Source organism: Paenibacillus sp. FSL R5-0341, from assembly GCF_037975235.1.
Taxonomy (GTDB): domain Bacteria; phylum Bacillota; class Bacilli; order Paenibacillales; family Paenibacillaceae; genus Paenibacillus; species Paenibacillus amylolyticus_A.
Map to the genome: position 1 here is coordinate 1,940,379 of NZ_CP150241.1, position 13,457 is coordinate 1,953,835.

At 46.7% G+C, this 13,457-nt stretch carries 10 protein-coding genes; 7 read left to right on the forward strand and 3 right to left on the reverse strand.

What is annotated here, in order from left to right:
* The first annotated feature begins 8 nt into the window (after positions 1-8).
* The 3 genes from MKX75_RS08885 to MKX75_RS08895 all read left to right on the forward strand — a co-directional run bounded on the left by MKX75_RS08885 (position 9) and on the right by MKX75_RS08895 (position 4,961).
* Positions 9-1,604, forward strand: a complete 1,596-nt coding sequence (locus MKX75_RS08885) for a hypothetical protein (RefSeq protein WP_062833487.1) — start codon at positions 9-11, stop codon at positions 1,602-1,604.
* A 97-nt stretch (positions 1,605-1,701) separates the two neighbouring features.
* Complete coding sequence (bglX, locus tag MKX75_RS08890) at positions 1,702-3,867, forward strand: beta-glucosidase BglX (RefSeq protein ID WP_339169334.1); 2,166 nt, start codon at positions 1,702-1,704, stop codon at positions 3,865-3,867.
* Between the two features lie 77 nt (positions 3,868-3,944).
* Positions 3,945-4,961: a LacI family DNA-binding transcriptional regulator gene (locus MKX75_RS08895; RefSeq protein ID WP_339169336.1), complete on the forward strand. Its 1,017-nt coding sequence runs from the start codon at positions 3,945-3,947 to the stop codon at positions 4,959-4,961.
* A 306-nt stretch (positions 4,962-5,267) separates the two neighbouring features.
* Here the strand turns inward: MKX75_RS08895 and MKX75_RS08900 are convergent, their stop codons facing one another.
* The gene (locus tag MKX75_RS08900) at positions 5,268-6,332 is read right to left on the reverse strand and encodes a phosphodiester glycosidase family protein (protein WP_339169338.1); all 1,065 of its coding nucleotides are present in this window, start codon (positions 6,330-6,332) and stop codon (positions 5,268-5,270) included.
* A complete protein-coding gene (locus tag MKX75_RS08905; protein ID WP_062833490.1) occupies positions 6,329-6,739 on the reverse strand; it encodes a uroporphyrinogen-III C-methyltransferase in 411 nt (136 codons plus the stop codon). Before MKX75_RS08905 ends, MKX75_RS08900 begins: the two co-directional genes overlap by 4 nt.
* A 439-nt stretch (positions 6,740-7,178) precedes the next feature.
* Between MKX75_RS08905 and MKX75_RS08910 the strand changes: the two genes are divergently transcribed.
* From MKX75_RS08910 to MKX75_RS08920, 3 genes are all read left to right on the forward strand, one after another.
* Positions 7,179-7,835 carry a response regulator transcription factor gene (locus MKX75_RS08910; protein ID WP_062833491.1) on the forward strand — a complete coding sequence of 219 codons (657 nt, stop codon included), beginning with the start codon at positions 7,179-7,181 and terminating at the stop codon, positions 7,833-7,835.
* 135 nt (positions 7,836-7,970) lie between these two features.
* Positions 7,971-9,194: a PLP-dependent aminotransferase family protein gene (locus tag MKX75_RS08915; protein ID WP_062833492.1), complete on the forward strand. Its 1,224-nt coding sequence runs from the start codon at positions 7,971-7,973 to the stop codon at positions 9,192-9,194.
* Positions 9,195-9,381: 187 nt separating this feature from the next.
* Positions 9,382-10,008 carry an FMN-dependent NADH-azoreductase gene (locus MKX75_RS08920; protein WP_062833493.1) on the forward strand — a complete coding sequence of 209 codons (627 nt, stop codon included), beginning with the start codon at positions 9,382-9,384 and terminating at the stop codon, positions 10,006-10,008.
* Positions 10,009-10,117: 109 nt separating this feature from the next.
* Here MKX75_RS08920 and MKX75_RS08925 read toward each other — a convergent pair whose 3' ends face one another.
* Positions 10,118-10,963: a DUF2161 family putative PD-(D/E)XK-type phosphodiesterase gene (locus tag MKX75_RS08925; protein ID WP_339169340.1), complete on the reverse strand. Its 846-nt coding sequence runs from the start codon at positions 10,961-10,963 to the stop codon at positions 10,118-10,120.
* A 361-nt stretch (positions 10,964-11,324) separates the two neighbouring features.
* On the opposite strand from MKX75_RS08925, the gene MKX75_RS08930 reads away from it, so the two are divergent.
* On the forward strand, positions 11,325-13,220 hold the full coding sequence (locus tag MKX75_RS08930) for a PrkA family serine protein kinase (RefSeq protein ID WP_062833494.1): 1,896 nt from the start codon (positions 11,325-11,327) through the stop codon (positions 13,218-13,220).
* The last annotated feature ends 237 nt before the right edge of the window (positions 13,221-13,457 follow it).

The window sequence follows — 13,457 nt, forward strand, 5'->3', positions numbered from 1 at the left end:
GGTAAAACATGAAAACGAACAAAAAGTTGTCAGTACGAGCTCTCTTTGCCATCACGCTTAGTGTAGTTATGCTGATGGTGACCGCTTGTTCCAGCCAAGGAGCTTCAGGTGGTAACGAAAAAGATGCAGAGGGAAATTACAAAGACAACCTGACCATCTCTGTAGCTAACCTGACAGAAATTAAAAACGGGAACCTGGATAATGACTTCCACAAGTTCTGGACAGACAAATTCAATGTAACTTGGGACTACAACTATATCGATTGGGATTCATGGGGCGAGAAGCTTCGTCTGTGGATCAACTCTGGCGACTTGCCGGATGTAGCGGTATGGAACTACGTACATGGCGATGCCATGAACAGTATTGAACAAGGCTTGTTCTACAAATTCCCGGATGACTGGAAAGAACGCTGGCCTAACGTGGCAGCAGCTTACAATTTGACGGGTCTTGGAGACAAGTTGGAAGAATTGACGGGTGGAACATATGTCCTGCCTAGACCAATCTATTTCGAGAACAAACCAGCTGACCCACTGACGAACCAAATTGGTGTCATTGCGCTTCGTAAAGACTGGGCTGAAGCGGTTGGTTTTGAACTGAAAGATGCGTATACAACAACTGAATTGAACGAATATGCTGCGCTTGTGAAAGAAAAAGATCCAGGCAAAGTGGGTAACAAACTTGTACCTCTGTCTTACAATGCTGGAGATGCAATGACAAACATGATTATGCCGAACAGTGTGCATGCCATGACTGACTCTCCGTTCTACAAAGGTGAAGATGGCCAGTTCCACTGGGGACCAGCAGATCCTGAAACGCTGACAGGACTTAAATTGATGCAAAAAGCTTATAAAGATGGACTGCTCAATCCTGAGTTCTACACATGGAAAAACAATGAAGGTCAAAACAACTTTAAAGTAACCGGTACAGCTGCTGTAACAAGTCTGGGCGGACTCGCTTCGTACAGACAAGGCCTGGATTCTGATATGAGAAAAAATCTGGGTGTAGATAGTGATGAACTGGTACACACAGCAATCGTTGTGGGCGATGACGGGAAATATCGTAACATGGAGCAAGCCAACTTCTGGTCGGCATTGATCTTCAATCCAGACATCAGTGATGAGAAATTCGAACGGATCATGGATCTGATCGATTACTCCGCAACAAAAGAAGGACAGCTGCTTATTAACATGGGCTTTGAAGGAACCGATTGGAAATATGATGAGAACCAAGAACTGGTTAGCTTGTTGCCAGAAGGAACAGTATTGGAAGATAAATATCCAGCACGTTTCGAAGGTCTCTACCTGCTGGGTGACGACTTCAGTGTTGTAAACCCTGCAATTAAAAAGGATTACCGTGATAGAGCCGTGAAATTGTTCGAAGAAAAAGCAAAACTCGGTACAGAAGGCAAATCACTTGCAACATACGATTGGGATGTCAACCTGTATGATTCCAAAGCTAAGAGTCAGGCTTCATTCGACTACCAGAACGAATATGCCAACCTGATCCTCAAAAACGGAGATCTGGAGGCAAACTGGAAAGAATGGGTGAACAGTAAAATGTCCCTGGTTCAACCTTACTTGGATGAGCTAAACGATAAATTCTAGTAATCATTCAGTAATTAATTTTGAACCCGGTGCGCGGTCTCTCCCCGAACGCAGCCGGGTTCTTTATTTCAACAATTTGTAGTGGAGGATACTATTGATGAATAACGAGCAGTTGCTTGACTTGGTAAAACAGATGACGTTGGAGGAAAAAACAGCGCAGCTTCTTCAGTTGACTGCCAACTTTTATGAAGGAACGAATGTTGAAGGCCAGATCACAGGGCCCATGGAAGAGATGGGAATTACGGAGCAGTCCGTGGATGCCAGTGGGTCCATTCTGGGGTTGTCCGGTGCGCAGGCCATCATTGATGTGCAGCAAGCTTATATGAAAAAAAGCCGTTTGGGCATTCCGCTCTTGTTCATGGCTGACGTGGTACATGGATTCAAAACCATTTTCCCGATTCCGCTGGCGATTGGTTGCTCATGGGATACCGAGCTTGCTGAGAAAAGTGCTGAAATTGCAGCACGTGAATCAGCTGTATCCGGTTTGCATGTAACCTTTGCACCGATGGTGGATCTAGTTCGTGACCCGCGCTGGGGTCGTGTGATGGAGACGACAGGAGAAGATCCTTATCTGAACAGCTTGTTCGCAGCTGCGTTCGTAAGAGGATATCAAGGAGATAGTCTAAAAGATGAGCCTGATCGCCTTGCTGCCTGTGTCAAACACTTTGCGGCTTATGGAGCGGCTGAAGGTGGTCGGGATTACAATACGGTGGACATGTCCGAGCGTAACTTGCGTGAGTACTATTTGCCAGCGTACAAAGCAGCATTGGATGCGGGTGTGGAAATGGTCATGACTTCGTTCAATACGGTTGACGGTATTCCGGCAAGTGGCAATGAGAAGTTAATGCGTGGCATTTTGCGTGAAGAGTGGGGCTTTGATGGCGTATTGATCTCGGATTGGGCTTCCATTCGGGAGATGATTGCACATGGAGCTGCGGAAGATGACCGTGAAGCGGCGTATCGTGCCATTCGTGCAGGGGTAGATATGGAGATGATGACACCTTGTTATGTGCATCATTTGCCTGAGCTGATTGAGAGCGGTGAAGTGGAAGAGGAGCTCATTGATGAAGCTGTTTTGCGAATTTTGCAACTGAAAGAAAAGCTGGGATTGTTCGACAATCCGCTACGTGCAGCCGATCCGGAACGTGAGCGCGAAATTGTTTTCTCCAAAGAGCATCGTCAGGTATCGTATGAATTGGCAACGAAATCAGCTGTCCTCTTGAAGAATGATGGTAACGTTCTTCCGCTTCAACCGGAAGCTAATGTAGCCCTCATTGGTCCTTTTGCACAGAGTCCAGACATTCTGGGCTGGTGGTCCTGTGAAGGGATTAAGGAAGATGCAGTTAAGCTGGGAACAGCTCTTCAGGAACGTCTGACGGGTGGGAAAGTTCAATTTGCCCAAGGTAGTGATGTTCATGCGATTACAGCTGAACAAATTGCCGAAGCCCTGGAAGTGGCAAGCAAAGCAGATCTGATTGTTCTCGCTCTGGGTGAAGACTCCGAGATGAGTGGAGAAGGTGGCTCACGCACGGATATCCGTCTGCCAGCGGCCCAATTGGAATTGGTCAAACAGCTCAAAGCAGCCGGCAAACCAATTGCCACCGTTATTTTCAACGGCCGTCCATTGGATCTTCATGGTGTCATCGATGAATCGGATGCCCTTCTTGAAGCCTGGTTTCCGGGCAGTGAAGGCGGAGCAGCGATTGCAGATGTTCTGACAGGTGTAGTGAATCCATCTGCACGTCTGACGATGTCCTTCCCGCAGTCTGTAGGTCAGATTCCGGTCTATTACAACCATTTCAATACTGGTCGTCCACTGAACCCGGAGAAGACGGAAGAGCGATATGTTTCGAAATACATTGACAGCCCGAATGAACCGTTGCTTCCGTTCGGTTACGGTCTCTCTTACACTTCCTTCGCTTATAGTGATCTTGAAGTCTCAAGCAATGAGTTGACTGCTGATGAGTCCCTGATTATCAAGGTACGTGTAACAAACACGGGTGAGCGCGCAGGTGTGGAGACGGTTCAATTGTATGTTCGTGATGTAACGGGTGAAGTGGTTCGTCCGATGCGTGAGTTAAAAGGATATGTGAAACTTGCCCTTGCGCCAGGAGAGAGTGGTACAGCCACGTTTACATTAAATGAAGAACAGCTTCGTTATCACCATTCGGACTTAAGTCATCGCAGTGATAAAGGCGAGTTCCATCTTCTTGTGGGTGCAAACAGTCGGGATACCCAGAAGAAATCATTCAGACTCGTTTAATCAGGGAGATGGAAAGAGTAATGTGTCAGGCCTTTCGCTATGGAAGGCCTGACAAACATAACAGGGGAGCGAAGAATGTGGTCAGTATCAAGGATATCGCCAAACAGGCGGGAGTTTCCATCTCCACCGTGTCATATGCGCTGAATGGCAGCAACAAAGTGACCGATGAGACGAGTTCCAAAATTTTGGCCATTGCCAAAGAGCTGAACTATGTTCCTAATGCCGCTGCAAGAACACTGAAGAAGAGGGAATCCAAAATTCTGGGTGTATTCTTGACCGATTTTAGCGGAGATGTATATGGAGACTTGCTGAGTGGCATGAAAGCCGTATGTAATGCCCAAGGTTATGACCTGATCGTGTGCAGCGGTAAACAATCCCATCGCATGCTTCCGGAACGGATGATTGATGGTGCAATCATTCTGGATCATACCTTTGCAAGTGAAGAACTGATGCAATATGCCGATCGAGGGCACAAAATTGTTGTATTGGACCGTGAGATGGATCATCCCAACATTAATCAGGTTCTGCTGGATAACAAAGCCGGGGCAACACTTGCGATGGAACATCTGATTGAACAGGGACACAAGAAGATCTACGTGGTAACAGGACCGGAAGGTTCGTTTGACTCTGTGCAGCGGATGAAGGCTGTAAGACAGGTCGCTGAACGTGAAGCCGATGTGGAATGGATTGAGATCACGGGTGATTTTGAGAAGAGTGGTGGAGAACGAGCCGCAGATCAGATTGTGCAGGCGTATGATGGGCCCGCAGCGGTATTCTGCCTCAATGATGAGATGGCTATTGGCCTGTGTGATCGTCTGGCGGAAAGTGTACTTGGCGTTGGGCAGGAGATTGATGTCATCGGATTCGATAATATTGAACTAAGCAAATACGTGCAGCCGAGATTGGCAAGCATTGATTATTCCAAACGCAAGTGGGGATCACTCGCTGCTGAACAATTAATCAAAATTATCGCTGGCGAACCCGTCGACCATGAACGAATTTACGTAACATTGGTTGAAGGTGGATCTGTGAGTGGTCCTAACCAATCTGATTCTGTGATATCGCTGCGGAATGACCGGGCGGTTAGCTATTGATCCCGAATACAGCAAGAGACAAGGCTTAGAAGAATTGCATCATTCTTTTAAGCCTTGTCTCTTGCTATTTCGAGGAATAAAGCATTAAAACATTAAAAAAGCCTCTCCGGAGAGAGGCTTGGCCTTTACAGACCTTTTGTTTTGTCATTGTTGTAGGATGAAGTGAGAATGCCTGTAATGAAGAGAGTCAATACGACTGCAATAATCCAGAATGTCAGTGAAAACGACATACCCTTCGCACCTCCTGCACAAGCTCATTTTCTTCTATTATAACCATTATAGGTAGAAAAGAAATGCTTCACCTTATTATTTGTAAAATAAAAAGTGTGTGGGTACCGGTCTAAGGCTGCCATCTGAAGGGTTATTCACAACCCGATTATTCAGAATAAGCGAGGAAGATCCACCGCCATCCAGATTATAGGCGTCGATGACCCCAAGCTTGTACAACCGTCCTTGCAACTCTTCAAGGGTAGCACCGGAACTTCCACCCTCATTATATCCGTCGACCACAATGATCAATAACTGGTCGTCTTTATAATTGCCGATGATTGTACGTGGCGCTCGTTTGGGTGATACCTTCCACTTGGCGGGAATCGCGGTTTTGCGCCCATTCTGTAGTAGTACCGGCACAAAGGTAGCCCCGAATTGCGGTTGCAGGCGATCCAGGGAGTTTTTGTCGAAAAACTTGCCTCCGACCAGCTTGCCGGCATCATTAAGTCCTACAAAGAACAGATCTTTGAAACTGGCCTGAAAACCATTCACGTATTTCCCATCCATGACGGTGGTGCTGAGTGGATAACGTTTGCCACCACTGTCAGCAAATCCGCCTGCGTTGATCCCGGCAATTGCACCGTTACGTTTCACAGCCTGCATGGTCGTCTCGGATCGTCCAGGTTCGCTGTCCAGAGCCATCTGCATGGCCGTGGGATCTTTAAGCTTGATCTTCATGGCATAGCCCTTATAGCTGCCAGGATTGACTCTATACATTTCAATTGTCAATCGGTCACTGTCTACCCGTTCAAATGGAACGCCCAGCTTGGCGGAAATCCGCTTGTTATAAATGGTCTCTGGGCGATCCGCCTGAGCAGTAGCCTTCTGCACAAGTGTAGACATCGTACTCGTTGTTTTATTATAGAGCTGCGTCGTTCTTTTAATAGAAGAAGAAGTTTGGATAGCAGCGTCTTTTGCCCCTGCAAGCTCTTGGCTAATTGCTTGGGTCCGGGGTGTAATCGTATCCTCTGACAGTTCGGCAGGAATCAAACCTCCGGGTTCAAGTGGAGGACGAAGCAGCAGCAGGCATAATATCAATCCAACAAAAGGAGCGAGTGCAAGCATAAAAAAACGATTAACCTGTTTGACGGGTGTAATCATTTGAGCAGGTCCATCTTTTTCTGGAGTGTCTCCAGTTGTTTTTTGACTTCGCTCAGCTGGGTATACAGTTTGTTGCTGTTATCCGTTTTGTCACTTGCATTATCCTTGGTAAAAGTCAGCAATTCATTGAAGGATTGCACCTGTCCTTGCAGGTCTGCGACTTCCTTCGATATCGTTGTTAGCTGCTTTTCGTAGTCGGTTTTTAGCGCTGCAATCTGCTGCTGATTATGGGCCTGAAGCTGGTTAATCATCTGTTGCTGGAGATGGTTACTATAATAGTAGGTTCCAACGACTCCGAGTGCAATGAGAACAATCCACATTACCAGAAACAGCTTGATTGAAGATCCGGCCTTGCCTTTGGCGCTCCGGGTGTGATGGATGTCAGAGGGCGGGGCAGATGGTTTCATATCATCACTCCTGGTCATTTATAGGTACAAAAATTTTTCCAGTCCTCATTCTATCATGCCCCTATTGATTACGCAAAAATGAAATTCTTTACTTAATAGAGTAAAAAGAGATTGCATCGGAAGGAAGTCCTAGGATACAATTTCTTATAGATGCAATAAGTAGGAACTTTGGGCAGGTTTTTCGACTTTTTTAGATAGAAATGCAGGAAAATTATACTATATTTTGACCTTTCCGGGCATGGAAAGATGAACGTCATGGTGTTTTTATGACAAAATACAGTGAAAATAGAGCTTATTTAGCAACTTTACCCTGTATTTTTCTGTTTTTCGACATAATCCGACCTATGCTTCTTCTATACTCGGACTGTCGCATAGACAGTGGAACCATCATGGCAGAAGGTAGAAGTTATTTGTCCAATACATAACAGGGGGAACAACAATGAAAAAAGTATGGCAGGTGGTCATCGTAGATATCCACCCCACCAGCATGCTCGGTACAAAATTGATTTTGGAAGAGCAGCAGGATCTGACGGTACGTGGCATGACTTCGACCGGAACAGAAGGGCTCGATCTGGTGAATATTCACCAGCCTGATCTGATTCTCATGGATTATCGACTTCCAGAGGGCCAGGCAGATCAATATATTGCCCAGATGAAGAATCTGTCGGCACATAGTCACATCATCATTTTGACAGATGAAGACAATGTGAAGCTGTTTCGTCATCTGATGAGTCTTGGTGCAAGCGGCATGCTATCGAAACAGGCTTCCCCTAGCCAGCTGATTCATCTGATCTCGGGGTTACGTGAGGGCCATGTATCCATTCCATTATCGTGGTTAAACAGTGCGGAGTGGGCGCAACCCGTCGAGTCTCCAACCGAAGAACGTGTCATTGAATTAACCGAAACCGAAACTTTTATCATGGAAAGAATTGTTCAGGGTGTAACCTATGATAAAATAGCGAGTGAGATCAACGTTAGCAGGCGCTCGATTGATAATTATCTGCGTAAAATATACGTGAAGCTGGAAGTAAGCAGCAGAGCACAGGCCATTGAACGTTATGCCTTGCATGCAAGGCAGGCGAAGACGGTATCCTGACGAACCGGTTTAGTTCTTCCCATCCTCATAACAGGTCAGGTGTGCATCCGGTCATATTCGATGGCGAGCAGGAATAGGTTGTAGGGCTGCGAACTGCGAGTTCAGTTTCGATAGGGATGAAAGGGGATCGGATCGATGAAATATTTCTTTGCTTCCCGTACCAACAGGCTTTTGTCATCACCGCTGAGGGATATACGTGAGATGTCTGGCAGGGATTATTTCATTTCTCTGGCAGAGGAATTGCCTGCGGAGGAGTTGTTTCCTTTCAAATTGCTGGAAGAAGCAGCGGTGTCTGTCTTTAGTTCAGGCCCTTCCGCATTGCAATATGGAGAACCAGCAGGCTACACACCCTTGAGAGAGTGGTTGAACAAAGACTGGAATGCACGCAAAGGCATACGAACGGTACCCGAGCAGATTCTGTTGACGACTGGTACCCAGCAGGCCATCGATCTGGTGATGCGTCTATTACTTGAGCCAGGGGACTCCGTACTGGTGGAACATCCCACATCTCCAGGCTGTTTAGAGGTTCTGGAGATGCAAGGAGCCAAGATTGTACCCGTAATGGGTGATCGGGACGGGATACTGCCAGACCTTTTGGAGCAGCACATGCAGCAGGTGAGACCGAAGCTGCTTTTTGCTGCACCCAGCTTCTCGAATCCGACGGGTGCTCTGTGGAGTATGGAGCGGCGGGAGGCTGTCCTTGAGCTGTGTTCACGCTATGGTGTGTTGCTTGTGGAAGATGATTCTTACGGAGAGCTTCATTTCGATGGCCTTGAGCCGGCGGAATTCTATCGTAAATATCCTTCACTCTTTGCACTGGATACTGCCGACCAGGGTGGACATGTTCTCTACATCGGTTCGTTTAGCAAAACGGTAGCGCCCGCTCTTCGGACCGGATGGGCTGCTGGACATCCTGCGTTGATTCAGGCCATGGCCTCCGTTAAACGGATTGCAGATGGTCAGTCCAGTCCGATGAATCAGCGGCTGTTGTATCAACTGCTCGCCCATTCCCCTTTTCGATGGAGTGATCACCTGTCCATGCTGAACCGGGAATATAAGACAAGGCTCAAACTGATGCTTGAATTGTTGAAGAGACCGGGCTGGAAAGGGTGTCAGTACAACATCCCTGAGGGCGGTATGTATCTGTGGGTACAGTTGCCGGAAGGATTGGATAGTGGCGCTCTGCTCAAGGCGGCTCTGCCCAAAGGTGTATCTTTTCTTCCAGGCTCGCTATGCTCCACAGGTGTACAGGATCAACGTTACATTCGATTGAACTTTAGCCATCCGGGACGCGATGAATTGCTGCTCGGCATGAACTTGATCAGTGAAGCCATATCCGAATTTACGGCTCGCAGCTGAGTCGAATCAAAATAGATTGTAGCAAAATGCAAATTGGTTCATGAACTTAGTGATTACGTTATTGCATCCACTAACATTTTTATATATAATATGTATTAATGAGTTGTTGGTTTCTTTATATAAGCTGCAATTGTGGTGAATTCAGAAAGAGCACTCATATATTTTATCTAACGGGGGAAAATTCAACATGTCTAATATTTTATTCGTTAAAGCAAATGACCGTCCTGCAGATCAAGCAGTCAGCGTTAAATTGTACGATGCATTCTTGAGCGCATACAAAGAGTCCCACCCAGGTGACACAGTTACTGAGCTGGATCTCTACAATACAGATCTTCCTTACTATGGCAACACTGTAATTACAGGTGGCTATAAAGCAGCAAACGGCATTGAAGCAACTGCTGAAGAGCAAAAAGCTGCAGCACTGGCTGCACAACTGCAAGATCAATTCCTGGCAGCAGACAAAGTGGTATTTGCATTCCCGCTCTGGAACTTCACTGTTCCTGCTCCACTGGTGAACTACATTTCCTACCTGAGCCAAGCTGGTAAAATGTTCAAATACACAGCTGAAGGCCCTGTAGGTCTCGTAGGCGACAAAAAAGTGGCATTGTTGAACGCACGTGGTGGCGTTTATTCCGTAGAGCCAATGGCTTCTGTTGAAATGTCTGTTAAATATGTAACTAACGTATTGGCTTTCTGGGGCATTCAAAACCCTGAGCTGGTTATCGTTGAAGGACATAACGCTGCTGCAGATCGTGCTGAAGAAATCGTTACTGCAGGTCTGAAATTGGCTTCCGAAGTAGCAGTGAAATTCTAATAGCATTCTTTTATATAGTACACACAAAAACACCTGTAGTCTCCACTGGAGATTACAGGTGTTTTTGTATTCTCATTTTTTTGAATACGATACGCCAGATGATTCCGAATTAGATATGGCCTGTATTTTTCAAGTACTGCTCCGCTGCTTCAGCGATGTGCGCAAGGTCGTCCTGGTTCTCACCAGATACAGAATATGTTACATCAAGTTCATTCATGGTTCGTTCGATCATATCATTATCCTCAAGCATGTGTGCATGCTCGGTTAACGCTTGTACTCCCTTGATCGTCAGAATATACTTTCCGCGGGAGAGGCGTTCAAACCAGCCATAATAATTTTTTTGCAGAATCGCCGCTGCAGAGCCTACACCTGTCTGTCTGGCAAGGTTGGCGGGAGAGGATTCTCCGTTCGTCCGTAGAGCGGATGCGACACGTAAGGCCTTCTCACGATATGCGGTGACCAGCTGTCTGCGTGTACTGCCTCCCGTATTGTAGTCTCCACTGCGTTCGTCGAATTCCTTGAGCAAACGTTTCCGCCGAATGCCGCTTTTGCGGGTAACTTGATTGTGGCTAGTGAGGGCCGTCTGGGCAGATGGTTCGCACAGTACATCAATTAGGGGAGCTTTGGTTTTGTAAAATGTGACAGTCAGCAGCCCAAGACCGAGTTGTCTGCATAGTGCGGTCAGTTCGCTCCAACGTTGGTTCACGGCTCCGCGTTTGCTGCGATTACGCTCGACGGCCAGATACACAAACGGGCTAAGCTTCAATCGCTGCATGCCCTGCAACAACAGGGAGAGGTTAAATGTTTTTTTCATTTCCACAATGAGTGGTTCGTCCTGGTCCGATCTGACCCCTACGAGGTCACAATGTCTGACTTCCGCCTTGACGTCGAAGCCACGCTGCTCGAAGAAAGCTTTCACAGGCGAATATAATTCAGTTTCGTATTGCACAGCCATCGTCCGTACTCCTTTCCTGAAGTGGCCTGTCTCTGACCATGTGTTGTCCGGTTTCCTGAATTTAGAACCCTCATTATATCATATTCGTTCTTTTTTTTCTGAGGGCACAAGATGTCTGATAGAACAGGGAAAAGCCAAAATTCGAAGTGGTTGATTGAAAAAAAGAGGTCAACTTATCCGAATTGCCGCATAGGTATGTAATACACTTTTCACAACAAAACAAGACGTTTGGACAGAGGGTGGCGGGACTACACAGGACCGCGAGATTGGTATTCAAGCAGGAGCCGCAATTCTATTGATTTCTTCATACCATTCGGAATGGTTGACAATCACACTAAAGGAGCCATGGGAGGTACCAAGCATGAATATTTTTGAACGCGTTGCGGAACATCGGGCAGAGAGTGACCGTTTGACATGGAACGGAACATTTGAAGATTATATTGCGCTGCTGAGAGAGGACCCGACTCCGGCAATGACGGCTCACGCCAGAGTGTATGAGATGATTGAATCGTTTGGCGTGGAAGAAGTAGGTGGGCATAAGCGGTACAAGTTTTTTGAACAGGAGATCTTCGGACTGGATCGATCGATTGAAAAGCTGGTCGAAGAATACTTTCACTCAGCAGCACGCCGTCTGGATGTACGTAAACGGATCTTGCTCCTGATGGGTCCCGTAAGCGGAGGTAAATCGACGTTGGTGACGCTGCTCAAGCGGGGGCTTGAACAGTTCTCGCGGACAGAGAAAGGTGCCATATACGCCATTGATGGATGCCCGATGCATGAGGAACCGCTGCATCTGATTCCACTGGAGCTTCGTCCTGAAGTGGAAAAGGAAATTGGAGTCCGCATTGAGGGTAACCTTTGCCCATCCTGCCAGATGAGACTGCGTACCGAATATGGTGGTGATATCAGCAAGGTGCCGGTGGAACGAGTCCTTGTTTCCGAAGATAATCGGGTGGGGATAGGAACGTTCAGTCCATCTGATCCGAAATCACAGGACATAGCCGATCTGACCGGTAGTATCGACTTTTCTACCATTACGGAGTTTGGTTCCGAATCCGATCCACGTGCCTATCGTTTTGATGGGGAGTTGAACAAGGCGAACCGTGGGCTGATGGAGTTCCAGGAGATGTTGAAATGTGATGAGAAATTCCTGTGGAATCTCTTGTCGCTCACGCAAGAAGGTAATTTCAAAGCAGGACGCTTCGCCCTAATCAGTGCGGATGAAATGATTGTGGCGCATACGAATGAATCGGAGTATAAGTCCTTTATCTCCAACAAGAAAAATGAGGCGCTGCAATCCCGGATGATTGTCATGCCGATTCCGTACAATCTGAAGGTGTCCGAGGAAGAGAAAATCTATGCCAAGCTGATTCAGCAAAGTGACATGAAGCATGTTCATATTGCACCGCATGCACTGCGGACTGCAGCCATTTTTTCCATACTTACCCGCTTGAAGGAAACAAAGAAACAGGGCATGGATCTCGTGAAAAAAATGCGGATGTATGATGGTGAAGAAGTGGAAGGATACAAAGAAGCCGATCTGCGCGAGATGCAAAATGAGTATCTGGATGAAGGGATGTCTGGCATTGACCCACGGTATGTCATCAACCGGATATCCAGTGCTTTGATCAAGCAAAATCTTCAGTGCATTAACGCGCTGGACATTCTGCGGGCCATCAAGGACGGTCTGGACCAGCATGCTTCCATTACGAAGGAAGAGCGGGAGCGTTATCTGAACTTTATCGCTCTTGCACGCAAAGAGTATGATGAACTGGCCAAGAAGGAAGTACAGAAAGCATTTGTGTACTCATTCGAGGAGTCAGCCAGAACGTTATTCGAGAATTATCTCGATAACATCGAAGCATTCTGCAACTGGTCCAAGATTCGTGATCCGCTCACGGATGAAGAGATGGACCCGGATGAGCGTTTGATGCGTTCCATTGAAGAGCAGATCGGGATCTCCGAGAATGCGAAGAAAGCGTTCAGGGAAGAGATTTTGATTCGAATCTCGGCATACTCCCGCAAGGAGCGCAAGTTCGAATACAGCAGCCATGATCGTCTGCGTGAAGCGATTGAGAAGAAGTTGTTTACCGATCTGAAAGACATCGTCAAGATCACAACTTCAACCAAAACACCGGATGCAACCCAATTGAAACGAATGAATGAAGTGATCAAACGCTTAATTGAGGAACATGGATATACCGCAGCCAGTGCGAACGAACTGCTACGTTATGTGGGCAGTCTGCTTAATCGCTAATCGGCAACGAACCATTCCGGATCAGGCTCCTGATGCCTGCTGTGAGGCTCCTTCACAGCAGGGTCGGGGCCTTTTTAGTTCGATGAGGATCTTATACATCTAAAAAGCTGACAAATAAGGTTAATTTTAAAGAGAATTAGTTCTAATGGTATATGTATATTTAGGTATTTTAGTCTATAATCGATACATATATTTACAATTTAAAGTAATATAGTGTTTATTAAGGAGCTGACTGAA